Source organism: Bacillus sp. FSL W8-0629 (assembly GCF_038593225.1).
In the GTDB taxonomy this organism is placed as follows: Bacteria; Bacillota; Bacilli; order Bacillales; family Bacillaceae; genus Bacillus; species Bacillus altitudinis.
In genome coordinates this window covers 523,932-550,702 of record NZ_CP151975.1, presented here as the reverse complement: position 1 = coordinate 550,702, position 26,771 = coordinate 523,932, and the positions used below count along the sequence as shown (strand labels likewise).

The window sequence follows — 26,771 nt, the reverse complement described above, 5'->3', positions numbered from 1 at the left end:
AAACAGAAAAAAGGTCAGCTATTTCATGTAAGCTGACCAAGTACATAGGTGAGATCGTCTTTCTTGTCTTGTGTGTATGTTTCAAGTTCTTTTGCGATGTCTGCAACTGAATGGCTATGCTTTAAACACATTCGCATGTTTGGCACATTCAGCCCGTCTGAATACATAATGAATGTCGAACCTTTTTCGTAGGAATAGGTGTATGTTTTGTATTTTCTAGGTTTACCTGATAGATATCCTGATGTCGGAAGTGGATAAATATAGTCGCCAGAAGGTGCATTCAAGATAAATCGAATATTGCCAACCGAACAATAGGTAAACTGCTGCTGGGAAAAATTTACCTTCAATATGGCCACAGTGGCTCCGCGTTTATTTTTCATGGCCTGATTGCATCTATCGATGAGGGTTGTCACATCCTCATGTCCATATTCTTCGACAATTTCGCTGACTAAAGAAGATGATTCATTGGCGAACTGGCCGCTGCCTAATCCGTCTGCTACAGCACAAATTAGTTCTTCATCATCTGCTTTAATAAAAAAACTGTCCCCGCAGCATGATTTTCCTTCTTTGTTCGATTGATAGATAATGGCGTTTACATGCTCATGCTGTTCGATCTGCTTCATTACCCTAGCTCCATAGACGCATCTTCTGACAATGCATCTCGTAGCTTTTTAACTGCCTTCCGCTGCAGCCTTGATACATGCATTTGAGATATGCCGAGTAAATCGCCTGTTTCTTTCTGGCTTTTATTTTGCAAATACGTAAGATTGATAATTTCTTTTTCTCTATCTGTCAGAACGTGAAGCACACTTTCAAGCATCATTTTTTGGTTTACACGTTCGTACCCTTCTTCTTGTGAGCCGACGACGTCTAAAATCGTCACAGTGCTTCCTTCAGAATCTGCCTCTACGCCTTGGTCAACAGACAGCGCTTGATAGCTTTTGCCCATCTCCATTGTTTCAAGAACTTCTTCTTCTGTTACATCTAGATATTCTGCGATTTCTTGTACTTTAGGTGACTTTTGCGTTTCCGTTGTCAGGTGATCAACTGCCATCTTGATTCTTGGTCCAAGCTCTTTAATTCGTCTTGGTACATGGACACTCCATGTTTTATCACGTAAAAAGCGTTTGATTTCCCCGATAATGGTTGGAATGGCAAATGCCTCAAATGATTTACCGACAAGTGGATCATAACGCTTAATTGCGCCAAGTAGACCAATCATTCCAACTTGTCTTAAATCCTCATGAAAGCTTTTTCCTTTGGAGTATTTCTTTGCGAGCATATCCACAAGATTTGTATAACACTCAACTAGTGTTAGCTGCGCCTGCTCGTCTTGGTTGGATTGATAGCTTTGAATGAGGCGATCCACTTCATCTTTAGTTAGTTTCATAGTTTTGGATGGTTGTGTCATGGTCAACTCGCTCCCTGTTTAAAAACTTTGTCATCGCCACGGTAACTCCGGAGTTTGCTTGCACCTCGACTTCATCCATCAATGTTTGCATTAAGTATAAACCAAGACCTCCTTCTGCCAATTGATCCACCGTATGAGCAGATGTGTACGGCCCTAGGTCTTCCTGCTTTTGCTTAAAGTCAAAGCTACCGCCTTTATCAGCGACAATGATTTCTAGACGATCTTCATAGACAAGAAAGCGAACCGCTACCTCTCCATCTTCGCCATCTGCACCTTTATAGGCATGCTGAACTGCATTTGTACATGCCTCACTGACGGCAATTTTCAAGTCCTCAATCTCTTCGTAGGCATAGCCCATCCGGCTTGCAACGCCTGAAAGAGTCAGACGAATGATGCCTACGTATTCTGGTTTCGCCGGTATTTTCATCTCGATTAGATCTACTGATTCGTTCATTGTACCCCACCCTCTGACTTTGCAGAAATGTCAATGATGTCCTTTAATCCAGTAATTTCAAACAACCTTACAAGCCGCTCTGACAAGTTCTCAAGCTTTAGTGTTCCACCTGCTTTTTGAGCTGCTTTAAACAACCCAACAAATACACCTAATCCTGTACTATCCATATACGTAACATCCTTCAAACAGATCTCTAGATGCTCGCCCGCCTCGGCTTTAGGCATGAGTGTTTCTCTTAGCTGAGGAGCAGAGTATACATCGATTTCTCCACTAACACTAATTTTTGTTTTTTGATCTATTTGATGCTCTTTTACAGACATATTCATTATGCATTCACCTCGAAATTCTTGTTTCCTTGAATTTTATATACCCGTCTATGCACTTTCTAAACCTTCCTTTTGAGGACAAGTAACGTAAAATCATCATGCAGCTGAAATTCTTGCAGCTTGAGTAAGCTGTCATAGATGGAATCCACCATTTCCTGAGCTGAATAGGATAGGTTCTCAGATATCAGGGCTTTGATATCCTCACGCTCTAGGAAGCCATCCTCCGATTTGGATTCTGTGACACCATCAGAGAATAAGATCACCATATCCCCTACGTCCAAATGCTTCTCATACTGCTTATAATCAAAATCTGGTGCAATTCCAAGCACAAGACCCTTCGCATCTAAATCGTAAAATTGATTCTCTTTTTTGCAATAGAAAAAGCCCGGCTCATGTCCAGCCGATGCGTACTTAAATTCATGTGTTTCTTTATTATAGCTGCCATAAAACATGGTGATAAACATGCTTGGGTCTACGTTTTGCTCGACCACACGATTAAGGGTTTTGAGCACTTTCGTTGGGCCGCTTCCTGACTCTGGCAAGGAGTCCATCGCATACTTAATCATCGACATACAGAGCGCAGCTGGAATGCCTTTCCCAATGACGTCTGCAATCGCGATATTGATTGTATCGTGATCTGTTACGAAATGGTAATAATCCCCGCTCATCTGTTTTGCCGGCACACTGATGGCTCCGATATCAAATGTGTCTCCTTCTGGAATTTTCGTTTCCAGAAGGGTTTGCTGAACATTTGCAGCAATTTCAATTTCCGACTTAATTTCTTGCTGGATGCCTCTTAGTGTTAAATGCTCCTGGTAGGCAAGTCCGTATCCAATCATGACTTCAATTAAGAAGTCTAGTGAATGAAAGACATCTTCCGGCAAATCAGGGTAAAGCTCCTGAATCACTTTTCGGTGAACACTCACTATTTCTTCAGGAGGTATTTGATGCTCAATGGTTTTACGGCTAAATTTTTGAGCTTGATAAAGCGATGTTTCAGTTAAATCACTGATATAACGACTGAGCAGCTGATGATAACGCTGCTCCATTACCTCCTTAAAATCCATGGTTTCCCTCCTAGCGAAGCCACTTGACAGCTTGTATCTCAGTTCCTTGTTCTGGTGCGGAATCTAATTTAAATTCATCCATCAGTCTTCTGACGCCCGGCAAGCCTGCTCCGAGTCCGCCTGATGTAGAAAATCCGTCTTCCATTACTTTACGTATATCCATGATGCCAGGCCCCTCATCGGCTGCGATGACTTTGAGTCCACGCTTTCCGCGCTCCATCACTTCTTCTATACAAATCTGACCTTTACCAGCGTATAAATAGATGTTACGAGCTAATTCTGAAATGGCCGTCGTAATTCTTGCTTGGTCAACTGTTCCAAAACCAAGTTCTTTTGCAACATTCCGCCCCAATTGTCTTGCTGCAACTATGTCCCATTCCGTCAATATTTTTACACAGGATTGGTCTTTCATATCTATTCCCCCAATTCCCGCTTCAGTGTCTCAAGCCCTTGTTCAAGATCTAGTGCTGTCTGAATTTCTTCCAGTGAAATGCCAAGTTCAATAAGCGTCACAGCGACTGCCGGCTGTATTCCTGTTAATACAACTTTTGCCCCCATGAGCTTGGACATGGTGATCACATCGCCTAATACCTTTGCGATAAATGAATCAATCATATCGACGGATGTTAAGTCAATGACCACACCGTTTGCTCCTGTTTCATGAATTTTATTCAGTAAGTCTTCTTGAAAGTGAAGAGCCGTTTGATCATCAAGCTCCCACTGTATTGAAATCAGAAGACAATTATATAATTTTAAGATTGGAATCTTCGGGTGATTTCTCAATTGGTTATCCCTCCAATGAAACAATTTTTCGATTTGTCATTTCCAAAGCAGTTTGAATTCCTTTTTGAAGGGTATTCTTTGTTGTAACCTGAGATAAATCAATTCCAAGGTTAACGATCGTTTGGGCTATTTCTGGGCGAATACCGACAAGTAAACACTTCGCTCCTACTAATCTCACAGCCTCTGACGCTTGAATAATATGGTGTGCCACCATTGTGTCTACGACAGGTACACCCGTGATATCAATCAGGACGACCTGTGAGCGATGTTTGACGACACCATTAAGCAGGTTCTCCATAATTTTTTTCGCACGATCTGTATCAATTGTGCCAACAAGTGGCATGACGGTGATGTGCTCAAACACAGGGATTAGCGGGGCAGAAAGTTCCTGCAGCGCAATTTTTTGAAGGCTGACGGTTTTTTCCCATGAGATGGAATACTGGTTTAAGATCTCATTATGGATGGGTGTGATGAATCGATCGATTTGCCAGATGAGGTCATGACTTTCTTGTGTTGTATCTTTGTCATCGTTCATTTTTTCATATAAATGTGTACGGATTTCCGTTAGACCGTTTGCCAGTAACTTAAGTGATATACCCATTTGAACGATTTTCAAAGCAAAATTTTGCACTTTTTCTTCAAAATCCTCATGATCCCCCTCTGAAAGAGATGTAATGATAAGTTGAACATATTCCGAACAGATGGTTTCATACATTTTGTCGTTCAGCATCATGTCCGTTTCTTTTTCTCCGAGTCGTTTTAAAATGTCCGTCCACTCTGTTTCTAATTCCTTTTGGTGCTTTCTTGCAAAAGCTAACACGATATGATTCGACATGTTTTACCCCCTACTTACATTTAAAGCTCTTCTTTAGTCTTTCTTCATTATAACGTTAAAAAAAATTGAACACAAAAAAAGTTGCTCCCAATAGAGCAACCAAGTATCACCATATTAAAAATCAATAAGAGCCAAACTAACTTGTAAGGCTTCATCAACCTTCTCCATCATCTCATCATCAAGATGTGTGATTTTATCTGTCAATCTTTGTTTATCGATCGTACGAATCTGTTCCAAAAGAATGACAGAATCTCGTTCAAAGCCGTAGCGCTTTGCATTAATTTCGACGTGAGTCGGTAATTTCGCTTTTTGTATTTGGGCTGTTATGGCTGCAACGATAGCAGTCGGGCTGAAGCGATTTCCAATGTCATTTTGAATCACCAATACTGGGCGAACCCCGCCCTGCTCGGAGCCAACAACAGGAGATAAATCAGCAAAGTAAACATCACCGCGTTTAACAATCAAATGTTTAACCCCCGCTGACTAATCGCTCAACTGTATTCTCAGCCTCAAACTCTGCGTATTGTGCTTCTGAAGAGATATTCAGATTAATTTTCGCCATCTCCATGTAGCCGCGTCTCATCGATTCACGATTTTGTCGAATATTACGTTCACGAATATACGTTTTTGTCGCTCGGTAGATCAATTCATTTCTTGTTACCTTATCCTGCTCTGCTACTCGTTCGATCTCAGACATCAAAGCCTCCGGCAGTCGAATCTTCATTTCGTTTGTTGCGCTGGATTCAGACAAAAAACATACACCTCCACAAAACTTACGGATACCGTATCGATCCATTCCAAGACTAATCATACCATTATTCAATGCACAAGCAAAGCTGTTTTTTCATGATTTCTTATTAGAACATGAAGCGGCTCGCCACCCGTAAATCAAGATGATAATGGAGTTCCTCTTTCCCATTATACGCTTTTTTCCGAAAATCATACGGTATTTCCAAAATTTCTAAAAAAGGGAGAATGTTTACCCTATTTTTGTCGAATAAAAAAGAACGAAGTCAGTTTGACTATCGTTCTTTTTGAATGTTGTTTATAAAAAACTTGACCCGCCTTGAAGGAGTGGATTCCGCACTTGCACTCTTTTGCCGTCTTCTATATATACTCTTGGAACACGGTGGCCAATCGAGCACGTGACTTCATAGTTAATGGTTTCAAGTCTTTTAGCGATTTCATCGACTGGTACCATGTTTTCTCCTTGCTTACCAATTAAAACGACCGGTTCCCCTACTGGAAGCTTGTCTTTCAGTTCAACCATGAATTGATCCATACAAACCCTTCCGGCGATCTTCCGGCGCTTTCCGCCAACAAGTACTTCCGTTCCTGCCAGCTTCCGGATCCATCCATCTGCATAGCCAACTGGAACCGTGCCGATCCACGTATCTTGATTGGCTGTATACGTTGCTCCGTAGCTGACACTCTCACCCTTTTGAATGTGCTTCACATGGGCAAGTTTTGTATGAAGAGACATAGCTTCTTCGAGCTTGAAAGGCAGTTCATCCTTGATTTCTTCTGACGGTGACAGCCCGTACATACTGATACCGAAGCGAACCATGTTAAACAAGACGTCTTTAAACCTTAGACCCGCTGCACTGTTGGCGCAATGAACGAGCAGCTTGTCCGTATGAAGCGGCTCAAGCAGTGTTTGAAAGGTGTCGACCTGCCGATCAAAGTAGGACTCATCCTTTTCATCTGCTGTCGCAAAGTGAGTAAATACGCCTTCCAGCTGTAAATAAGAGTGCTCGCTGACAAGTTTTTTCACTTCGTTCACTTGCTCAATCGTTTTCACACCTAATCGATTCATTCCGCTGTCTATTTTCAAATGAATTCGTATAGGCTGTCCCATCTGCCCTTTCATCATGTTGGTGACGTCTCTCAGCCAATCGATGGAGTATGCAGTCATGATGACATTGAATCGAACGGCGACTTTGACATATTCAGCAGGTACAGCGCCGAGTACCAGTATTGGTGCTTTGATGCCTTTATTTCTTAAAGAAATAGCCTCATCTAAAAAGGCGACAGCTAATACGTCTGCTCCTGCTTTGAGAGCAGCTCTTGTCACTTCTATATCTCCATGTCCATATGCATTGGCTTTCACCACAGCCATTAGTTGAACATTTTGACCGATATGATCTTTCATATGTGAAACATTATGCTTGATTGCTGATAAATTAATTTCTGCCCATGTGTCTCTATAAAAGGCGTTTGTGTCCATCCGTCACACTTCCCTATTGAATGATTCAATCCCCTCATATGATACTAAAAATCAGGAATAAAGTGAAACAAATCAAAGAAAATCAGCCCATGTATAGGGCTGATGTTTCATATCTAAGGCTCTCGCCTGAGGTATTTATTTAGCTGACTGGCCTTCTACACTCTTTGCAACCATCAAGAGCTCTTCCTTCGATAGATCACTTGAAGAAATTAAGTAGTCAACTCCATCAGATGTCCAAGAAAGAGATTTGTCTGTCAGAACACCCACTGTCATGCCAAGATCGACTGGCTCGCCATTCATTGTCACAGGCGTAGACGCTTCTGCTACCCGCGCTTTTTCCTGAATGAGTGTGAAGGATTTCTTTCCGCCATACGTCATCACATAACGCTTCCCGGCATCTGTTGTCATTTCTTTCTCTTCCATTTTCTTCACGCCCTCTGGCATATCCACAGGTGTTTTCACCGCAAAGCTGTCAGATGGATCTGCACTTGTGGCAACATCCATTTGAGAAAGTGTCATATTTTTCTTCTCATCAAAGGCGTCTTTGTCAAAGGATTTGTTGAATTCAAAGTGAGAGAATTCTACTTTCACCATTGGCTTTTTATCGCTATCCAGTACTTTCACACTGGCAGGCGCCATTGTTTTTTTATGAAAGGTAATCTCTTGGGTCGGCAGCATTTGGTTGTGCTGATAGTTGGTTTTTGTTTCAAAAACGTACTTCGACTCTTTTGCTTTGAACTGAGCTGCACTGTCATTTTTAATGTCTTTCACAAGTGATTCAAATAAATACACCTGACTGCTGTTGTTCGGCCAATCGCTATGGAAGCGGAAGCTTTTGTTTAATGAAGGTGTCAGCACAAATACACCATTGCCATTTCTTAAAATGACTTGACTCTGATCCTTCTTCGGATTTTCTAAGTAGACACGGTAAAGCTCCGGCTTCTTGTACCAAATTTCCACATGGTATTCCTGCGGATCATTTCCTGTCTCAATGGTCATTTTTGCTTTGGCTTTGTATGATGTCATTTCCTCTGCCTTTTTGTTTAAATCTCCAACGATATCCTGTTGAGATTTTTGACCGCATGCGGAGAGAATCAGTACAAAAAGGATCCCCGTTACAAGCAAAACAAAGCTTTTTCTCACCCTTTTCAACCCCTTCGTTAATTGTGTTAAAAGGAAGAAACCGCTTGTTTGACTTTAACAGTACGCCTCAAGAGTTAACTGCGTACCGCGAACCATCAAAGCCTGTTAGCAACTCGCCCTTCCTTATCGCACTACCCAATATATGAAGGGGGGACAAACAATATGCAGACTAGCTTGACAACCTTTCAATTAAAACTTGTGCTGCAGCATATTCTTTTGTGTGTGTAATGGATACATGAACGTAGTCTTCTTTTGTTTTCTCACTTTTGATGAGAGGTTTTCCGTTCGCATCTTTTTGTATCTCGATGTCGTGAAAGCTGACATACTGACCAATTCCCGTACCGTATGCTTTTGCGAATGCTTCCTTCGCCGCAAAACGGCCTGCTAGAAACTCCAGCTGTCTCTTTTCACTTAGTGTGCGAAAGACTTCCTGTTCACGTAAAGTCAAAATTCTTTCTGGTAAACGGGGCTGCCTGCTAAGCACTCGTGACAGCCGGCCGATCTCTACAATATCCATACCGATTCCTTTAATCATGAGGTACCTCCTATGATACTCGTACTAATTTGGTTGTTCGCTTCATAAACGTGTTACTATAAACTTACCATTATCTAGTCAAAAGGGGTTTGTTATGTTTATTCGAACGGAGAGCTTTCAACAATTTATTAGATCGTATCCAATCGTAACAGCGATCCTTGCTTTGCAAATCGGCCTATGGCTTTTATTTGCAATCCCTATTCCAATGATCCAGCTTGGGCAGGACCATCTCGTTGGTTTTAATTATGGTGTTGCAGCAGGAGAATGGTGGCGGCTTTTAACGCCTATTTTTCTTCACGGAAGTCTGACACATATTCTGTTCAATTCCATGTCGCTCTTCCTATTCGCTCCAGCACTTGAGTATTTGCTTGGAAAGGTTCGATTTCTTGTGATTTATCTGGGTGCTGGATTCATTGGCAATCTCGGAACCTATTGGGTGGAGCCTTTAGAGTACGTACATGTCGGGGCTTCTGGTGCGATATTTGGTTTATTTGGCGTCTATCTTTATCTTGTCCTATTTAAACCACATATGATGGACCGTGGTAATTCTCAGGTCATCTTAACGATTCTCGGCGTTTCTGTCATTATGACGTTCGTCAACTCGAACATCAACATCATGGCCCACTTATTTGGATTGATAGGCGGCATGATCCTAGCACCGATCACCCTATTCTTCCATTCAAAAAAACGACGCTATTAAGCTCATAAAAAATGTCGATCACTCTGTTTAACGGGAGCTGATCGACATTTTTTGGTTTAAGTTGATTGATTCGTTTCATAGGAATACCAATCGCATACACGTGCAGCGTCTTCCTCTTCAAGGTGATGCACACCAAAGGAATCAAGCAAGGCAGAGGACTTCACAAAGGTGTGAATACTTGCCACCCTCCCTTTCTTTTGAAAATAAGATTGGGTCATCGTATAGTTTTGCATTCGTTTTCTTAAAACAATTCCGGTGGTCTTGCCGATACCTCTTGTCGTTAATTGAATCAGTTGATCTTTGATCACATATCCTGATTGTTTATAGGCTAAATACCCAAAAAACAAGGCAAATGGTAATGGAATCAGCGCCAAATATCCCCATGGTGGAAAACGTACAGAAAGGATTATACCTACAAGTAATGGAACAAATCCGTAAGATATCAGATAACGTTTCAGTGAACGCTTCGGCACTTTTTTCAATTCACTTTCTGGTGCCAGCTGATATTGATCTGTAAATTGCGTTAACAATTCATTGATTTTTTTCTTCCGTATGAGTGGAAATAAGACAGAAGAAGTCTCTTTTTCTGTAATGGAACCTCCTGCGCTGACAAGCATGACCGTCGCAAAACCAAATGGTTCACGCAGAATATTTTCTTTGATTTTCACTGCTTGAATTCTCGCAAGCGGAATGGTCATTTGATGCCTTTCGATGAGTCCTCTTGTGATGATGATGTCTTTCCCTTTTCGTTTTGCGTTAAAATTCGCATATTGAAGGGCTGTTACCCCAACACTAAGAATCCACGCAATCAATACGGCAATAAATATGAGAATCGCATAAATCTCAACACTCGCATGACTTAAAAAAGAAAACCGTTTGAAGAATCCGTCCAAAGGCAGAATTTCATCTATTTGTGTGTAAATGGCGAGACACCCAGAAATAATGACGCCGATTCCGCTTGAAGTGGTCGCAGCCAAAAGCAGCTCTGGTATACCCATTCGGTAGGAAACACTGATTTCTTTTTCTACAGGCTGTTGCGCTGTCAGAGGATCAGGGAGATCTAAATTTTCATCATTCATTTCTTCTTGTTGCAAGCTTTTCTTCCGGTTGAAAATCGATTGCTTTAATTGCTCAGCTTCTGCTTTTGTAATGGCCGTCAGGCTCACTTCAGGTCCATCCGTCCCGCCTGCCGTTTCGATTTGCACCCGAACCAAACCGAAAATCCGCTGGAAGATGCCTTCACTTGTATTCACCGTTTGAATTCGTTCTAATGAGATATACTTTTTCTTTTTGGTGATGACACCTGATTCTACTCGAAATTCATCGTCTTCCATTCGGTAGGTGAATCGTCTCCATGCTAAAACGGTTGAAACAGCTTTCCATAAAAGAAGCACACCAAGAATGATAAACGCATAAAAACGAATACTTGAATTCGAGTTCACAAAAATAAGCACGAAAAAAGGGATAATGAAGTTTTTGATCATGGATACGGCATCTGATATAAAATCAATGAACATCGAGATTGGATGTACACGTTTTGGTTCAGACATCATCTTCCGTCACCCTTGCTAATCGAGATATGTAATCGCGAAGCTCATCTGCCTCTTCTAATTCCAGTGCCGGAATATCATGCACTGTCGCAGCAGTAGAAATTTGAACAGATGCCAACCGGTAGCGCCTTAAAAGCGGCCCTTGGGATGTATCCACATGCTGAACACGTACCATTGGCACAATGACACGTGTGACACGAATCAGTCCGTGCTGTATTTCAATTTCGTTCTCAAATACTTCGTAGCGCCAGATGTGATGGCGGATTTTCGGTATGAGCCAGATTCCGAAGATGACCTGTAAAATCCACAAACCGATGAGGATGGCTCCAATCCAATATGGCCATTGAAAATAATAACTAGCTACAAATACCCCAATGATGATGAATAAGAAAATCAATGAGATAATTCCATTTTGAAGACGCCATACTTTTAATCCATTTAAGCTGATTTGACGTTGCGGCTGTTTTCTCACATTCTTCCCCCATTCTCTTACTTTTCTATCAATATATTACGAAAGAAAGCCTAAAAAGTTTCATTAGGCCTGTTAAAAAAAGCGAACCCTGCAAAGGATTCGCTTTTGAATTAGTTGTTATAAGATTTCTTTTGACGACGATCGTTAGAAGAACGATTGCGGTCATTTGAAGAACGCTTTTTATCACCGTAAGATGAACGGCTTTTTCCGCGATAGCCGCCTCCGCCGCCACCGTCTCTACGTTTTGAAGAGCTGCGGTTGTTACGATTGCGTTTTGAAACCATTGGTGCTTCATCTGTCAAACGAACAGGCGTTGCATCTGGCTCTTTTGTCATCATTTTGATGGCAGCCGCAACCACTGTAACAGAATCATGATCTTCTAATAATTCAGCAGCTGCTGTCATGTAGAAGTTTAAGTTGTTTTCACTGATGATTGTGCGCAGACGATCAATGGTTACTTGTTGTTGTCCTTCGATTGCCTCATCTAGTGTTGGTTCTTTCATACGATCCATTTTACGCTTAGTCGTTTGCTCGATCGCACGAAGCATATCTTTTTCACGTGGTGTGATGAATGTCATCGCCATACCTGTACGTCCAGCACGTCCAGTACGACCAATACGGTGTACATAGCTTTCTGGATCTTGTGGCACGTCAAAGTTATACACGTGTGTTACGCCTGAAATATCAAGTCCACGTGCTGCAACGTCTGTTGCTACAAGCACATCGATTGAACCTTCTTTGAATTTACGAAGCGCAACCATACGTTTCGCTTGAGTCAAGTCACCATGAATTCCTTCAGCTGTATAACCTCTAAGGTTCAGTGCTTCAGTCAATTCGTCAACGCGGCGCTTTGTACGGCCGAAGACAATTGAAAGCTCAGGTGATTGAATGTCAAGAAGACGAGTCAATGTATCAAACTTTTTACGTTCATGGATATCCAAGTAGAACTGCTGGATGTTAGATACAGTCATTTCTTTCGCTTTTACTTTTACGTGTTCTGGGTTTGTCATGAAACGTTCTGCAATACGCTTAATTGGTGCAGGCATTGTCGCAGAGAATAAAAGTGTTTGGTGTTCACTTGGTACATTTGAAAGGATCGATTCAATGTCTTCGATGAAACCCATGTTTAGCATTTCGTCTGCTTCATCAAGCACAACAGTTTCAACATTTTGAAGACGCATTGTACGACGGTTAATGTGATCGAGTAAACGTCCTGGAGTCCCTACGATGATATGAGGATTTTTCTTGAGCGAACGGATTTGGCGACCGATATCTTGTCCACCGTAAATCGGAAGTACGCGCGCACGCTTGTCTTGGCCAATTTTGTATAGCTCTTCAGATACTTGAATCGCTAATTCTCTTGTTGGCGCAATGATAATCGCTTGGATATTTGGAGACGCTGGGTCGATTTTTTCTACAAGAGGAATACCAAACGCTGCAGTTTTTCCTGTTCCTGTTTGTGCTTGTCCAATGACATCTTTATTCTGAAGACCGAGAGGAATTGTTTCCGCTTGAATCGGTGTTGCTTCTTCAAATCCCATGCGGTTAATAGCTTTCATGAGACTTTCGCTTAATTGAAAATCTTGAAACGTTATAGTCAAATTATTCAAACTCCTTCTAATTGCTGTTTCAGTAATCTCGTGAATGATCATTAAAAACTGCCCTTTGTATGAAAGGACAGGTCCATTATATACAAAGCCCGAATTACCCTACATTATATCTTACCATTACACTATTTGTTTTTCAACAAGACAGAAATGGATATATCTACTGCTCGACAATGACCGATTCACCTTCACTTTGATCTCCGTCCATCCATTTCCACTTTTCAAACAGTTGAATTTTTCCGTTATCCAGCTGCTTAGGAGTGGAATGACATGAACCGCTTCTCATGCTGCCATCCTTACTTACATGATGATATCTAAAATGAAGTGCTCCGTCTATATTCACAGTTCCTACAAGCACGCCAGATTGAATACTGCCGCCTTGATATGTGCCCGTTAAAATATTCCCGTCCTGACGATATTGAAATATGGTTCCTTCCGATACTTCCCCATTGCTCGAATTAGACTGCGGGATAAAGGTTTTTCCGTCATATTGAAACAACCGAATCGACCACCTTTTCTTACCTATTGTAACATAGGCCTGTCACTCATTCGACAAAAATGATGCAAATTTTAACAAGTGGGATTCAATTTATATTAGTTTAGCCACATTTTAGCTTTTCTATAGATTAAATTGTTTTTTTTAGAAATTGTTCGACTTTCTCAAACAATTGCTGTGCACAAGGCTCATGACAAACGTGATGTTTACAATCAGGTAAATAGAACATTTCTTTCTGACGGGACGGGATTTTATGATAAATGAATTCTGCACTAGAAGCGGGGACGATCCCATCACTTTCACCTTGAACGATCAAGACAGGTAGATGAAGCTTTTCAAGAGAACCTTTCGTTTGCTTCACCAATTTCATAAATTCTACAGCAGCTGATAGCGGTGTACTCGTCAGCTTATGACGATATCGATCATACAATGGGTTCGTATCAATCAAACCAGACAAGGATTCCTTCACCATCTGCCTTGTGTCTTGAATCATTTGTTTTGGGTTTACATATTTAGCAGCAGCACTTAACAGAACAAGACGGGCCACTGGATACTTCGCTGCTAAATACGAGGCAATCATCCCGCCCATAGAAAAGCCGACCAAATAAATGGTGTCACATGTTCGGTAAAGGGATAAGAGTTCTAATTCAGCGGTGGCAATCCACTCCTGATAGAGAATACCTTTGAGCTGAAGTTCCTCCCCATGCCCCGGAAGCGTGACAGATTGTACCGTCCAATCTGTCGTCTGCTTTAAATATTCCGCAAGCGGCTCTACTTCATACGGGGCACCAGTAAAACCGTGTATACATAGACAGCCAATCACCCTGTCACCTTCTTTGCCGATCTGATTTATAGTGCAGTAATAACGTCTTCCAATCTCATGCCACGGGAAGCTTTGACCAGAACGACATCGTCAGGTCCTGCCACATCCGCTAGTTTTTTCTTCAATTCTTCTTTGTCCATATAAGAAGACACGCGGTCGTCTCCAAATGCTTTCTTTGCTCCTTCAGCAATGAATGCGCCAAGACGGCCAAACGTTAAAACATGATCAATAAACTCAGGCTTGATGTACTCCCCTACTTCAAAATGATAGGTCTCTTCTTCACTGCCCATCTCCAGCATATCTCCGAGTACGAGAATGCGGTTAGCAAAGCCATCCATATCTCCTACAAGATCAATCGCTGCTTTCATCGACGTAGGACTCGCATTATACGCATCGTTGATAACCGTGATGCCCTTATCTGTTTTAAACAGTTCTAAACGCATGCCTGTCAATTTCGTTTGCAACAGCCCTTGGGCAATTTGTCTTTCATTCAGACCGAAATGCTGGCCGATTGCAATAGCTGCAAGAGCATTCTTTACATTGTGTTTCCCTAATACAGGAATGAGAAACCCTTGAGCATATCCCTCCACTTGAAATTCAGTGCCTTCAGCGAGTTGGTGGATGTGAATCACCTTGATATCACAGTCCTCTGATTCTCCAAACGTTTTTACGCTGCGTGCCAGGGCATTTGCTCTTTGGCGGAGTAAAGGCTCATCTCCTAAATAATAAAAAGTCCCATCCTCTTTTAACCCTTTTGTGATCTCACATTTTGCATCTGCAATGGCTTCTCTTGATCCTAAATCCTGCATATGAGATTCCCCAATATTCGTGATGACAGCTGCATCAGGTTCAGCGAGTTTAGATAAAAATTCGATTTCCCCTTTTGCACTCATGCCCATCTCTAGTACAGCAATCTCGGTTCCTTCTGGCATCGCAAGGATGGTCAGTGGAAGTCCAATGTGATTATTAAAGTTGCCATCTGTTTTGTGGACTCTGTATGTCGTTTGTAGGACAGAATGGATCATATCTTTCGTCGTTGTTTTGCCATTACTTCCAGTAATACCGACAACTCGAGGGTTTTCCTCTTTTAAGTATGATTTTGCAAGCTGTTGGAGTGCTGTCAAAGTATCCTCTACAAGTATGACAGGTACACCGAACGGTGGATTCGCTTCTGTTTGATTCCAAAGAACCGCTGCCGCTCCAAGCTCCACTGCTTTTGAAGCAAAAGTGTGACCGTTAAAATGTTCCCCAATAAGCGGGATAAATAGTGCGCCTTTTGATACTTTTCGTGTATCTGTTGTCACTCCGTGTATCTGTTCTTCGCCAAAAGCTTCATTCGATAATGTGCCACCAGCCATTTGGGCGACTTGTTTCACTGTACGTTTGATCATGTTTTTTCGCCTCTCTTTCTCATTTCACGTTTGAAGGAAAAGAGACACTACCTGTAGGATAGTGTCTGCTTGCTTCTTACATTAAAAAGTGGTTTTAATGGTTTGTTTTTCTTGATGGCGTTCAATTGCAAGTGACACCAGCTTCTCAATCAGCTCAGGATATTCTACACCAGTATGTTTCCAAAGCAGCGGGAACATACTAAAAGGTGTGAATCCTGGCATTGTATTCACTTCATTGATCAGCACTTCGCCTTCTTCTGTTAGGAAAAAATCTGCACGTACGAGGCCAGATCCATCAATGGCTTTAAAAGCCTTAATCGCCATATCGTGAATCGTCTTGTACTCTTCCTCTGTCACACTCGCAGGAATGATCAAATCTGTATCGCCATCTTCATATTTTGCTTTGTAGTCATAAAAATCTGTTTTAGGTGCAATTTCACCAACGACTGAGCATTTCGGCTCGTCATTTCCTAATACACCAATTTCAATTTCTCGTCCTACAACGCCTTCTTCCACAACAACACGACGATCATATTGGAAAGCCAAATCAAATGCTGTTTGCAGCTCTTCTTTGCTGCGGCATTTACTAATTCCGACACTTGATCCCATGTTGGCAGGTTTCACAAAACAAGGATACCCGAGAACTGCTTCTACCTGTTCTAGACTGTCTGATATGGCTTTCTCATAATCCTTTTTATTGAAGGAAAGATGCTTTGCCTGCGCAAGCCCAGCTTGAGCAAACACATCTTTCATCATGACTTTATCCATACCCGCAGCAGACGCGAGAACGCCGTTACCGACATACGGGATATTCAATAGTTCAAGTAACCCTTGCATGGTCCCATCTTCACCATTTGGCCCATGTAGCAATGGAAAGACGACATCAATCTTTTCATCAGCTGATGCAGGCTGTGGAAACATGCTTTCATTTAAAGAAGTTGGTAAAAACGTCTTTGCATTTTGTTCAAATTGAAGCATTTTGACGTTTGATACTGGTTCAGTGAGTTTTTCTCCTCTTAGCCATTCGCCCTCTTCTGTAATATAAATTGGATGTATATCGAACTTCTCAGTGTTAAGTGCTTTTGTAACTGCAAGGGCTGTTTGCAGTGATACATTATGTTCGGCTGACTTTCCGCCGTAAACCAATCCTAAACTTATTTTCAATGGATACTCCCCCCACTAAAATTCATCTTTACTATCTTATCACTTTCAAGCAAAAATGCTCTAATTAATTTTTGTTGTTACGGAATTGAAATGATTTGTAAAGGTTGTAAGCGCCCCCCGAGCATTTGTATGTCATTCGCCTTTATTTTATATTAAAATGACATTGAAAAGGAGTTGTGACAAATTGAAAAAAATTACAAGCACTGAACAATTCAACGAAATCATTCAATCAGACAAAGAGGTCATCGTTAAATTCTTTGCGACATGGTGCCCTGATTGCACTAGAATGGACATGTTCATTCCAGACATCTTAGAGGCTTATGCTCAGAATGAATGGTTTGAAATAAACAAAGACGACTTTCCTGAGTTAGCGGAAACGTATCAGGTCATGGGAATTCCTAGCCTGTTAATTTTCAAAAATGGCGAAAAAACAGGTCATTTACACAGTGCCAACGCTAAATCACCTGAAGAAGTAACAGAGTTTCTTCAAGAACACGTTTCATAACTCATTTGAATGGAGACATCAGCCAACTCATGCTGGTGTCTTTTTTATATCCTTTTAAATCAAATCTCTTCATAAGACGAGATGTGCGGCTAAAATGTTTCAACATAGGCAGGAATGTTTGATCTGATTTCATGACAAGGTTTGACAGCGGATTATTTCCTGGGAAAGAATTCATCGTCGATATGGATGGGAATATGTCGGTTACGTGAATTTTCTGAATTGAATCTTTACTTATGACATTCTGCTTTGTATAATGGAGATGCTAATTGAAAATGATTATCAATTTCATCTGTGTGAAATCTTATAGAGTCCATTCTACCAAAGGAGCGTTGAGTTACATGTCTAAGAAGAAAATCAAAACGTATCAGCAATTGATCGAAGAAAACAAGGAAGCAATCATGCAAGACCCTAAAATGATGGAAAGTATATACGAAACCATCGACAAAAAGCACCAGAAGCAGCTTGCCGCTGCTGGACGTGAATCATAAACACAAGAAGAGCAGTCAAACAGATGGCTGCTTTTTTATTTGCCTGAAGAAAAGAAAAAGCCGATAAAATCTATTCTTCGATTTTATCGGCTTTTGTTTTAATGTGATTTCGCTACACGGTCTTGTTTCATTCCTAAATAGATGAGCATATATGTTAGATAACCCATTGTCATCGTTAAACCACCGAAGAAGAATTGTGAAAACACGGGTTCTTCAAATGTCGTAACGGCAGCAAGAACGATCCAGCTCGCATATAAATAGACCATGAACCATTTCATGTTTCTTTTAAGTGTATACAGAAAGAAAAGACCCGCTAATGAAAAGATCCCTAGCGCTAGTCTGAAATAAACAAGATGATCAAACTGGAAGGCAAAAGACACAAACGAAAACGACAACAGCAGCAAAATAGGTAAAGCCGTAATAAAATTTTTCACGATAGTGCCACCTCCATGACTCTGTCTTATTATAAGACAAAATCAGCCGGTTATCGTGAAATACAGACTCGTTTTCACAAAGATGTCACGAATTTTTCTTGTTATTTGACACAATTTTTACACATTTACATCACGCTTCCAAAAAAGGAGCCAAGCAGCACCAACAAAGAAAACGAAATGCGCCCCTACAATGAATAGTGAAAACAGAGGGCTCATGCCCTGAAAGAGCGGCGGACCTTGAAAACTGTATTGTGTGAAGTCCGTATTAGCGAAAAGTAGAATCTTCCCCCACTGATTTTCTAACAGAGACATGATCGACACTAGTGATTTCGCCGCGTATAAGACGAAAAATGAAGTCACAAGTGCAATCAGACTGTTTCTAAACAAACTTGAGCACAGAAAAGCAAAGCTTGCCATCATGACCACTTCCACCCACTGTGATCCAATCACAGCAAATGTGTGCAGAAATAACCGCCCAGTGCTTTCATCAAAATCAGTACCAAAGAAAATAAGGCCAAAAAGAAAAGCGAACACATAATAAAAAACAAACAGGTAAAGGACCATCAGCACAAGAGTGATATATTTTGACAAAAAAATATGAAGCCTTGTCTTCGGCCGAATCAACAAGAACTTGATGGTTCTTTTTTGAAACTCTGTTGAGATCAATGTGGCGCCAATCACGACAGCGAACACTTGTAAAATAAACACAACATTCGTGGAATAAGCAAAATAGTTCGCGACTGTATCTTGCCCGCCAAGCCCGGAAATGACTCGTTTTAATGCTAGTGCCATCGTCAATTGAAAGACAACAATCAGTCCAAGTGCAATGAATGTGATCTTTTGTCTCGTGATTTTTTTATGTTCATTCTTGATGAGTTGAAGCATCTTCCGTCCCGCCTTCCGTCCATTTCATAAAGGCCTCTTCAATTGATTGTTTTTGAGGCGTCATTTCAAGTACATCAAATTCTGCTAAGACAAGCTGTTTATTCAGCTCCGGCACACGGTCTTTATTCAGTTGAACCAGTACATGCTGATCCCTTTGTTCATATGTATATCCTTGCGTATCTAGCCATGAAACTGCCTTTTCTACTGGCTGAATATTCATCAGCACCTGCTCTTTTCCTTCCATGTCGCGAAGGTTTGTATTGGCTTTGATCTGTCCTTTTTGGATGATGATCATGCGGTCACAAAGCTCTTCTACTTCATGCAAAAGATGTGTAGCAAATAACACAGAGACACCTTCTTCTTGTACAAGCATTTGCAAGTGCTCTCGAAACTCCTTCATTCCTGCGGGATCAAGCCCATTTGTTGGTTCATCTAAAATGAGCAGATTGGGCTTATGCAAAATGGCTTGTGCAATCCCGAGCCTTTGTTTCATCCCTAGTGAATACGTTTTGACCTTCTGGTGAATGGCGTGCTCCAGACGAACTCTTTTTACCACTTCAAAAATGCGCTCTTCTGAAACTCCATCATGCATAGACGCATACAGCTCAAGGTTTTCAAAACCTGTTAAATATGAATAAAATTCCGGATTTTCTATGATCGCCCCAACAGATGACATCGCTTTTAGATGATCATCATCTTGAGAATATCCATTAATGATGATCCGGCCGTTGTTTTTTTTCATCAAGCCAACAATCAATCGAATCAAGGTCGTTTTTCCAGACCCATTCGGTCCAAGTAAACCGACAATTTCTCCTTGCCTAATGTCCATCGAAATATGTTGCAAAATTTGATGCCGGCCAATTTGTTTATCGACGTTCTCTATGTGTAGAACAGCAGACTGCAAAGTGGTTCCTCCTTCTGATGTAAAACCTATGGCGGCAGTTACGGCCGCTCATCCTGTAAAAAGTATATCACGCTAGACAAGCCGTTCCACGAAAAAAAGGGCTGATCCAGTCAGCCCTTTTTGTTGTTACAGTGATAAATTAGGTGTTGGTGCTTCCTTCTCATGTTTCTTCTCGGTTTCAGAAACAATCACCGCACATGCTGCGTCACCTGTAATATTGACCACGGTTCTTGCCATGTCTAATAAGCGGTCTATGCCAAGGATCAGCGCAATGCCCTCAACAGGAAGATTCACGGAATTTAAAACCATGGCTAGCATGATGAGCCCTACCCCTGGGACACCTGCTGTGCCAATACTTGCTAGTACTGCCGTTAAGACAACTGTCAGCATTTGAACAAGGGTTAATTCAACTCCATACACTTGTGCGATAAAAATAGTCGCAACCCCTTGCATGATCGCTGTACCATCCATATTAATGGTCGCACCTAGCGGCTGCACAAAGCTTGAAATAGGTTCTGGCACCTTCAAACGCTTTTGAGCTGTTTCCATTGATACTGGCAGTACTGCGTTACTGCTTGATGTACTAAATGCCACAACCATCGCTGGAGAAAATCCTTTGAAGAATGCCATTGGATTTCGTTTAGCTAATAGGGCAACGGTTGACCCATAGGTCAGGAAGAAATGCAAGATCAGCGCAATTAAGACGACTGAGAAGTAAAGTCCCATCGCTTTCATGGCATCGAGCCCCTGACTGCCAATTGCCGTTGCGATCAAACCGAATGTCCCGTACGGTGCGAATTTCATCACAACACCGACAAGATACATCATTAATTCATTTCCTTGTTCAAACAGCTTCAGCAAACCTTCTGTTTTTTTACCGAGCAAGGCAATGCCAAGACCTAAAAATACACAGAAGACGATAATTTGAAGCATATTTCCTTCAACTAGAGATTGGACTGGATTGGTTGGAATAATATTGAGTAGTGTATCTGCCATTGATGGGGCTTCCTCTGCGGAATATTCTGCCGCTTTCGTATCAAAATTGCCAAATGCGCCTGGCTTAATAAGTAAGGCCAATGAAATGCCAATAATGATGGCAAAAGTTGTAGTGAGTAGAAAGTAAGTAATGGTTTTTACGCCGATCCTGCCAAGTTTTTTCGGATCGCCAAGGCCTGCTACACCAAGTGTGATCGAAAAGAAGACAATCGGTACAACTAACATTTTAATCAGGTTTAAGAAGATTTGACCTAGAGGTGTAAATAGATAAGGGTCTAACACTTTGAATACGTTTGGAGCAAAAATGTTGAGTAGTAGTCCTGTGATTGCACCTACAATTAAAGCAATAATAATTTTCGTCGCAAGCTTCAATAAAATCTCCCCTTCCTCGTCAAAAAGGCCCACGAGAGAGTCTTCTCGTGGGCCTGCGTGTCCATACGTGTACCACTGTCTACTCTCTTCACGCTGATGAGGTTAGCTGACGGGTTAGGACGAAGAGATGTCCTTTTTTCTTAAAATAAGAAAAATTCACCCCAAAAACTTGGGTCCCCCATTCCTTTAGAAGGATTAAGCGTGTGGTAATATGATATTTTCATACTATTTATACCTTATTTTCAGAAAATTGTAAACAGGTTCATATGAACTTTTTAATTACTTTCTTCCTTATTCGTGACCTCCAAGATATCTAAGATAAACACAAAGATTGGGATGCCGATAATCAGTCCCCAAATGCCAATATAGTGTTCAGAAAAGATCAGGACAATAAACGTGAAGAAAATAGGGAGCTCTGTTTTAGCTGACATGAGCTTCGGATTTAAGAAGTAGGCTTCAATGGCATGGATGATCACAATCACCAGCACAATATATAGGACGTACATTCCGCCTCCAAGTGTATACGCTATGATGCTGAGTGGAACGAGGGAGATGACCACACCCGCTACCGGAATTAAACCTAACAAGAAGACCATGACCGCTAATCCAAATAATTGCGGGAAGCCCATAATGCCAAGCGCAATTGTCGTTAAGACACAGTTAACTGTTGCAATGATGAACTGTGCTTCAAGTACCTTACCAAATGTTCTGGAAAACTTACGTCCAAAGAAGGCAATTTCATGATAGAACACGGAGATTTTACTCGTTTTGAACTTATTCATGAATTGAATGAGGCGTTCCTTTTCGAACAGGAAGAACATGCTTAATATTAAGGACATAATGACCTGGATACTGAACGTGCTGAAATCTGTTAAGTATGTATAGAGGAAATTAAACCCTTTCTCGAAGAAAGAAGATATTTTGAAATCTCCGAACACATTGGTGACGACGTCAAAGAAGGGTAAATCTTGTGGATGATCTGCAATCTTTTTCCCTAAATGAAATAACTGTTCCACCTGTTTAGCAATGATGGGCACAAACACAAAGCCGCCAAACGTCAATCCACCAGCCAGAAGGATGTACAAAATGGTGATGACTGATTTCTGTCCTATTTTCAGGAAGCGATTTAAAAAGCCTCTTATGACCTCTTCTAACCGGTTCATTAAAAAAGTGAAAATGAAGGTCAGGAGGATTAAATTCATCATTCCTCTTAATAGATATAATGCTGTGGCTAATACTACAAATACTGAAAACCTCTTGACACCAGGTTTTTCGAACAATTTAAAAAATGCCGCCATACGTTACACACCTGCCAGGACTAAAGTCTATTTTTCGTTGGATCTCATATTCATTATATCGGATCTTTCTGTAAATTATATAACAAAAGGTCAATGAGGTCTTACGATTCGTCCTAAATTAATCAAGCTTTTATGTTTTTTCTTTTTTTACACAAGAAAAAACCGAACCCCATGTAGACATAAGGTTTCGGTTTTTGGTTGTTTTTATACTAAACAGCCTGCTTGATATTTCGCATTTCCTGTAGCGCTGTTTTACTCTTCGCTTCGTCAAATTCCCCTTCACTTTTCGCTACAACAATTGTCGCAATTCCATTTCCAATCAGGTTCGTAATCGCTCTTCCTTCACTCATGAAACGGTCGACCCCTAATAGCAGTGCAAGACCTTCTAGCGGGATAACCTGAAGTGCAGCAAGTGTAGAAGCCAGCACGATAAATCCGCTTCCTGTGACTCCAGCTGCTCCCTTTGATGTGAGCATCAGAACAAGGATAATCGTGATCTGCTGTCCGATGGATAGATCCACCCCAAACACTTGCGCTAAGAAGACCACGGCCATGGACAAGTAGATTGAGGTTCCATCTAAGTTAAAAGAATAGCCTGTCGGAATGACAAGTCCAACGACCGACTTAGAGCACCCGTAGCGTTCCATTTTATCCATCATTCTTGGCAAGACAGATTCTGAAGAACTTGTGCCAAGAACAATTAAAATTTCATCTTTGATAAAACGGAGGTAACCGAACAGGCTGAAGCCATACATTTTACAAATGATGTTCAGCACGACGAAAATAAACAGGAACATCGTCATATAAACGGAAAGCATCAGACTAGCCAGTGGTTTAATTGAAGCTAAACCGAAGTGTCCGATTGTATAAGCCATTGCTCCAAATGCCCCTAATGGCGCGGCACGCATGATGTAACCAATGATTTTAAAGAAGACAAGCGACAGTTTATCAAGCCATTCGATGATGCCTTTCCCCTTCTCGCCAAGTGCAGCGAGCGCAACACCGAATAAAATAGAGAAGAATAAGACCTGTAAAATATCTCCCTTTGCAAAGGCATCTACCATGTTAGATGGCACAATGTGTGTGACAAACTCCATCCAGTCGATACCCTGTCCCCCATTTTGGGTATATTGCGAGACATCCCCTTTTTCAAGCTTACTATAGTCAAGACCCGCTCCCGGCTTCATGATATTGACCACAAACAGTCCGATGACAAGCGCAAGCGTCGTCACAACTTCAAAATAGATAAAAGCTTTTCCCCCAACTTTTCCAACCTTTTTCATGTCCCCCATCTTGGCAATTCCAAGAACAATGGTTAAGAAAATAATGGGTGCAATGACCATTTTCACTGCATTAATAAATGTGTCACCAAGCGGCTTCATTTCTTTTCCGACGTTTGGCCAAACCATCCCAACAATGATCCCGATAATGACAGCTGCAATGACCTGAAATGTCAGGTTCTTCAATAGCCTCTTCATAAAAAAATCAACTCCCTCACCCTTTGATGTAAACGCTTAACTGTTATCTGTAGATAAATGATAGCGATTTCATCAAAGGCTGTGAAGCTTATGGACATATCGTACATTTTGGTCTTTTTGGTCTCTTAGTCAGAATGTACGATATATTTATTCACAGGGCGTCCGACCCCGCCATATTGCATATCTAATTTCAGCTCGCCTTCTTTTACAAGGAAGTCTAAATAACGGCGTGCCGTGACACGTGCAATCCCAAGTGCATTGGCGACTTCCTCTGCAGACTGCGCTCCTTCTTGCAGACGCATATAGGCTTTAATTTCATTCATCGTATGCACATTCAGCCCCTTAGGAAGCCATGTCTCTTCCTGCTTAACTGCAGGCTTTCGTATGATATCATCGAGCATCTCTTGAGAAAATTCTGCTGCGGTACGAATTTTTGATTTGAACGCTTTATAGCTTTCAAGAGATTCTTTCATCCGTTCAAACTTAAATGGCTTAATGATATAATCTCGGGCACCATTTTGAAGCATGGTGCCGATCGTCTCTTTGTCCTTTGCTGCCGAAATAACAATCACATCCACCTGCATCTTTTGCTTTCTGATGTCTTGCAGTGTTTTGACGCCATCTTTTTTAGGCATATACACATCGAGCACCACAAGATCTGGGCGAATGTCTTTGATCATCTGGATGCCCTGCTCGCCATTTCCTGCTACAGCCGCAACTTGAAAGCCAGGGACACTCTTAATGAACTCTCTATTGACTTCTTGCACCATCGGGTCATCTTCAATTAATAGCACCTTAATCTGAGTCATCTGTCTCTCTCCTCTATTGTCATTGGGAATTCGATTGAGAAGGTGGTACCAATGCCGATGCTTGATGTGACTTCTACATTTCCCATCCCTTTGTCGATAATCGTTTTTACAATATACAGTCCGTAGCCTGTTCCGCCTTCTTTACCGTGAGTAAAGCCTTTGTCGAAAATATGAGGAATCATGTCCTCTTCTATTCCAGATCCATAATCTTCAATTAAGATCGCAAGGACATCCTCTGTTTGATCAATACTAATAGAAATGAGTTTTGTGTCTCTTTCTACAGTATCATACGCGGCAAAGGCGTTCTCGATCAGGTTGCCAAGTAGCTTCGTCATATCATGCTGATCCAGCCGCTCTGGGAAATCGCGCAGACTGCTATTTTCATCTACTTCAACCTTTATGCCAAGCTCCTTGCCCCTTCTTATCTTGCTCATCAATAAACCTGCCACTGCGTCATGCTGTATCACACGGTGGAGAAAGTCCGTCACATGCTCCTGCTCTTCGGTCGTTTGAAACGCTAAATCGAGTGCTTGATCGGCTTTCCCCAGCTGAATTAATCCCGCAATTGTATGAAGCTTATTCATATGTTCATGATTTTGCACCCGCAGGCCATCAACGAAGTTCTTCACCCCGGTTAATTCCTCCGCCAATTTGGCCGCCTCTGTCCGGTCCTGAAAAATCGCAACCGCTCCGATGATTTTCTTTTTCATCACAATTGGAATTCGGCTGCTCATGATCCGCTTTCCGCTCATATGAATTTCTTCATTGTAGACGGGTTCTGCGCGGTCAATGATTTCTGGAAGCCTTGTATCTGACAGCACATCCCAAATATTTCGGCCCACTACATCACCTGTCACGCTGAAAATTTGCTTTGCTTTTTCATTAAAAATGGTGATCATGTGCTGGTTATCAATGGCAATGACCCCTTCATTAATGGAATGAAAGGTAGCGGTGCGCTCCTCTAGCATTCTGACAATCTCATGCGGCTCTAGCTTAAACATTTGCTGTTTAATATGACGGGCGAGCAAAAATGAACCGACAAGACCAAAGCTGAGCGTGAGCAAAAGGATCATGAGGATATCCTGCTTCATTTCTCCTAATATATCTGCCATACTCGGCAATGTTCTTCCGACTAGTACAACCCCTGTTTGGTTAAATTTTTCATCCTTTACTGGATAAAAGGCTCTAATGGCTGTGCCAAGCTCTCCCTGTGCTTCTGAGAAATAGATATGCTCTGCAAAGGCAGGTTCTTCATCTGTCCCCTCAGAGCGCTGGCCAATCCTTGTTTTCACTGGATGTGTCAATCGCACGTGATCCATATCCATGACAACAATGTAGTCAGCATCTTGGATAATCCGAATCTCTTCAATGGCATGCTGTAACTGCGCACGCTCCTTTGTCTGATCATCCAATGCCTGCTTTACCTCATTCATCTCAGCTACTGTTCTTGCCGTGTTCATGAGCCTTTTTCGAAGTTCTCGTTCCTCTGTTTGCTGAATTCCCCCGACTAGAACAATTCCTCCGATTAAAAGGGCAAAAATGACAACGAAATATGTGAGGATGGTGAGCTTCCATCTAATAGATAATTGTTGTAATTTCAGTCGATTTCTCATCATTT

The 26,771-nt window shown here is 41.6% G+C and carries 31 protein-coding genes and 1 riboswitch; of the genes, 3 read left to right on the top strand and 28 right to left on the bottom strand.

From position 1 onward, the window contains the following. Window positions 1-23: 23 nt before the first annotated feature. The 13 genes from NSQ17_RS02690 to acpS form a co-directional block, all read right to left on the bottom strand. Window positions 24-623 carry a PP2C family serine/threonine-protein phosphatase gene (locus tag NSQ17_RS02690; RefSeq protein ID WP_017358391.1) on the bottom strand — a complete coding sequence of 200 codons (600 nt, stop codon included), beginning with the start codon at window positions 621-623 and terminating at the stop codon, window positions 24-26. Beyond that, a complete protein-coding gene (sigB, locus tag NSQ17_RS02685) occupies window positions 623-1,411 on the bottom strand; it encodes an RNA polymerase sigma factor SigB (RefSeq protein WP_012009000.1) in 789 nt (262 codons plus the stop codon). Before sigB ends, NSQ17_RS02690 begins: the two co-directional genes overlap by 1 nt. Then, window positions 1,377-1,865 (bottom strand): anti-sigma B factor RsbW, encoded by a 489-nt coding sequence (rsbW, locus tag NSQ17_RS02680; RefSeq protein WP_007496471.1) that lies wholly within the window; start codon window positions 1,863-1,865, stop codon window positions 1,377-1,379. The genes sigB and rsbW overlap by 35 nt, the downstream gene beginning before the upstream one ends. Further along, window positions 1,862-2,191, bottom strand: a complete 330-nt coding sequence (locus NSQ17_RS02675) for an anti-sigma factor antagonist (protein ID WP_017358393.1) — start codon at window positions 2,189-2,191, stop codon at window positions 1,862-1,864. Before NSQ17_RS02675 ends, rsbW begins: the two co-directional genes overlap by 4 nt. Window positions 2,192-2,250: 59 nt before the next feature. Beyond that, window positions 2,251-3,258 carry a PP2C family protein-serine/threonine phosphatase gene (locus tag NSQ17_RS02670; protein ID WP_017358394.1) on the bottom strand — a complete coding sequence of 336 codons (1,008 nt, stop codon included), beginning with the start codon at window positions 3,256-3,258 and terminating at the stop codon, window positions 2,251-2,253. Window positions 3,259-3,268: 10 nt separating this feature from the next. Further along, a complete protein-coding gene (locus tag NSQ17_RS02665) occupies window positions 3,269-3,670 on the bottom strand; it encodes an anti-sigma regulatory factor (RefSeq protein ID WP_003214085.1) in 402 nt (133 codons plus the stop codon). A gap of 2 nt (window positions 3,671-3,672) precedes the next feature. Further along, window positions 3,673-4,041 (bottom strand): RsbT antagonist protein RsbS, encoded by a 369-nt coding sequence (rsbS, locus tag NSQ17_RS02660; protein WP_003214235.1) that lies wholly within the window; start codon window positions 4,039-4,041, stop codon window positions 3,673-3,675. A 4-nt stretch (window positions 4,042-4,045) separates the two neighbouring features. Continuing rightward, window positions 4,046-4,876 carry an RsbT co-antagonist protein RsbRA gene (locus tag NSQ17_RS02655; protein WP_017358395.1) on the bottom strand — a complete coding sequence of 277 codons (831 nt, stop codon included), beginning with the start codon at window positions 4,874-4,876 and terminating at the stop codon, window positions 4,046-4,048. 114 nt (window positions 4,877-4,990) lie between these two features. Continuing rightward, window positions 4,991-5,341 (bottom strand): type II toxin-antitoxin system endoribonuclease NdoA, encoded by a 351-nt coding sequence (ndoA, locus tag NSQ17_RS02650; RefSeq protein ID WP_003214169.1) that lies wholly within the window; start codon window positions 5,339-5,341, stop codon window positions 4,991-4,993. A gap of 4 nt (window positions 5,342-5,345) precedes the next feature. Next, window positions 5,346-5,627: a hypothetical protein gene (locus tag NSQ17_RS02645; RefSeq protein WP_003214273.1), complete on the bottom strand. Its 282-nt coding sequence runs from the start codon at window positions 5,625-5,627 to the stop codon at window positions 5,346-5,348. Window positions 5,628-5,921: 294 nt separating this feature from the next. Further along, window positions 5,922-7,103, bottom strand: coding sequence for an alanine racemase (gene alr, locus NSQ17_RS02640; protein ID WP_342467819.1), 1,182 nt, complete (start codon window positions 7,101-7,103; stop codon window positions 5,922-5,924). Between the two features lie 135 nt (window positions 7,104-7,238). After that, window positions 7,239-8,255 carry an outer membrane lipoprotein-sorting protein gene (locus NSQ17_RS02635; RefSeq protein ID WP_007496489.1) on the bottom strand — a complete coding sequence of 339 codons (1,017 nt, stop codon included), beginning with the start codon at window positions 8,253-8,255 and terminating at the stop codon, window positions 7,239-7,241. 160 nt (window positions 8,256-8,415) lie between these two features. Continuing rightward, window positions 8,416-8,781 (bottom strand): holo-ACP synthase, encoded by a 366-nt coding sequence (gene acpS, locus NSQ17_RS02630; protein ID WP_017366663.1) that lies wholly within the window; start codon window positions 8,779-8,781, stop codon window positions 8,416-8,418. 94 nt (window positions 8,782-8,875) lie between these two features. On the opposite strand from acpS, the gene NSQ17_RS02625 reads away from it, so the two are divergent. Continuing rightward, entirely contained in the window at window positions 8,876-9,481 is a 606-nt protein-coding gene (locus NSQ17_RS02625) for a rhomboid family intramembrane serine protease (RefSeq protein ID WP_007496491.1), read from the top strand. Window positions 9,482-9,537: 56 nt separating this feature from the next. Here the strand turns inward: NSQ17_RS02625 and NSQ17_RS02620 are convergent, their stop codons facing one another. From NSQ17_RS02620 to NSQ17_RS02590, 7 genes are all read right to left on the bottom strand, one after another. Beyond that, complete coding sequence (locus NSQ17_RS02620; protein WP_144668450.1) at window positions 9,538-11,034, bottom strand: PH domain-containing protein; 1,497 nt, start codon at window positions 11,032-11,034, stop codon at window positions 9,538-9,540. After that, entirely contained in the window at window positions 11,024-11,503 is a 480-nt protein-coding gene (locus NSQ17_RS02615) for a PH domain-containing protein (protein WP_008346922.1), read from the bottom strand. Before NSQ17_RS02615 ends, NSQ17_RS02620 begins: the two co-directional genes overlap by 11 nt. A 110-nt stretch (window positions 11,504-11,613) precedes the next feature. Continuing rightward, the gene (locus NSQ17_RS02610) at window positions 11,614-13,104 is read right to left on the bottom strand and encodes a DEAD/DEAH box helicase (protein ID WP_041507152.1); all 1,491 of its coding nucleotides are present in this window, start codon (window positions 13,102-13,104) and stop codon (window positions 11,614-11,616) included. Window positions 13,105-13,270: 166 nt separating this feature from the next. Next, a complete protein-coding gene (locus NSQ17_RS02605) occupies window positions 13,271-13,609 on the bottom strand; it encodes a n-acetylglutamate synthase (RefSeq protein WP_113767287.1) in 339 nt (112 codons plus the stop codon). Window positions 13,610-13,736: 127 nt separating this feature from the next. After that, window positions 13,737-14,429 carry an alpha/beta fold hydrolase gene (locus NSQ17_RS02600; RefSeq protein WP_008346929.1) on the bottom strand — a complete coding sequence of 231 codons (693 nt, stop codon included), beginning with the start codon at window positions 14,427-14,429 and terminating at the stop codon, window positions 13,737-13,739. A 26-nt stretch (window positions 14,430-14,455) separates the two neighbouring features. Continuing rightward, window positions 14,456-15,820: a UDP-N-acetylmuramoyl-tripeptide--D-alanyl-D-alanine ligase gene (gene murF, locus NSQ17_RS02595; protein WP_342467818.1), complete on the bottom strand. Its 1,365-nt coding sequence runs from the start codon at window positions 15,818-15,820 to the stop codon at window positions 14,456-14,458. Between the two features lie 81 nt (window positions 15,821-15,901). Then, a complete protein-coding gene (locus NSQ17_RS02590) occupies window positions 15,902-16,984 on the bottom strand; it encodes a D-alanine--D-alanine ligase (RefSeq protein ID WP_024720483.1) in 1,083 nt (360 codons plus the stop codon). A 184-nt stretch (window positions 16,985-17,168) separates the two neighbouring features. Between NSQ17_RS02590 and NSQ17_RS02585 the strand changes: the two genes are divergently transcribed. Both NSQ17_RS02585 and fbpB read left to right on the top strand, forming a co-directional pair. Further along, a complete protein-coding gene (locus tag NSQ17_RS02585) occupies window positions 17,169-17,489 on the top strand; it encodes a thioredoxin family protein (protein WP_008346934.1) in 321 nt (106 codons plus the stop codon). Window positions 17,490-17,827: 338 nt separating this feature from the next. Then, window positions 17,828-17,977 (top strand): Fur-regulated basic protein FbpB, encoded by a 150-nt coding sequence (gene fbpB, locus NSQ17_RS02580; RefSeq protein ID WP_065461547.1) that lies wholly within the window; start codon window positions 17,828-17,830, stop codon window positions 17,975-17,977. A gap of 98 nt (window positions 17,978-18,075) precedes the next feature. Here the strand turns inward: fbpB and NSQ17_RS02575 are convergent, their stop codons facing one another. From NSQ17_RS02575 to NSQ17_RS02540, 8 genes are all read right to left on the bottom strand, one after another. Beyond that, complete coding sequence (locus NSQ17_RS02575; RefSeq protein WP_017366657.1) at window positions 18,076-18,411, bottom strand: hypothetical protein; 336 nt, start codon at window positions 18,409-18,411, stop codon at window positions 18,076-18,078. A 117-nt stretch (window positions 18,412-18,528) separates the two neighbouring features. Continuing rightward, a complete protein-coding gene (locus tag NSQ17_RS02570; protein WP_024720482.1) occupies window positions 18,529-19,296 on the bottom strand; it encodes an ABC transporter permease in 768 nt (255 codons plus the stop codon). Then, window positions 19,274-20,200 carry an ABC transporter ATP-binding protein gene (locus NSQ17_RS02565; RefSeq protein ID WP_138278134.1) on the bottom strand — a complete coding sequence of 309 codons (927 nt, stop codon included), beginning with the start codon at window positions 20,198-20,200 and terminating at the stop codon, window positions 19,274-19,276. The genes NSQ17_RS02570 and NSQ17_RS02565 overlap by 23 nt, the downstream gene beginning before the upstream one ends. A 126-nt stretch (window positions 20,201-20,326) precedes the next feature. Continuing rightward, window positions 20,327-21,568, bottom strand: a complete 1,242-nt coding sequence (locus NSQ17_RS02560; RefSeq protein WP_025206789.1) for a dicarboxylate/amino acid:cation symporter — start codon at window positions 21,566-21,568, stop codon at window positions 20,327-20,329. Window positions 21,569-21,645: 77 nt separating this feature from the next. Beyond that, window positions 21,646-21,780, bottom strand: a riboswitch (cyclic di-AMP (ydaO/yuaA leader). Between the two features lie 63 nt (window positions 21,781-21,843). After that, a complete protein-coding gene (locus NSQ17_RS02555) occupies window positions 21,844-22,866 on the bottom strand; it encodes an AI-2E family transporter (RefSeq protein WP_007496515.1) in 1,023 nt (340 codons plus the stop codon). A gap of 209 nt (window positions 22,867-23,075) precedes the next feature. Further along, complete coding sequence (dctP, locus tag NSQ17_RS02550) at window positions 23,076-24,344, bottom strand: C4-dicarboxylate transporter DctP (protein WP_007496516.1); 1,269 nt, start codon at window positions 24,342-24,344, stop codon at window positions 23,076-23,078. Between the two features lie 125 nt (window positions 24,345-24,469). Beyond that, window positions 24,470-25,153, bottom strand: a complete 684-nt coding sequence (locus tag NSQ17_RS02545; protein WP_284724852.1) for a response regulator — start codon at window positions 25,151-25,153, stop codon at window positions 24,470-24,472. Then, window positions 25,150-26,754 carry a sensor histidine kinase gene (locus tag NSQ17_RS02540; protein ID WP_162835672.1) on the bottom strand — a complete coding sequence of 535 codons (1,605 nt, stop codon included), beginning with the start codon at window positions 26,752-26,754 and terminating at the stop codon, window positions 25,150-25,152. The genes NSQ17_RS02545 and NSQ17_RS02540 overlap by 4 nt, the downstream gene beginning before the upstream one ends. Window positions 26,755-26,771 lie beyond the last annotated feature (17 nt).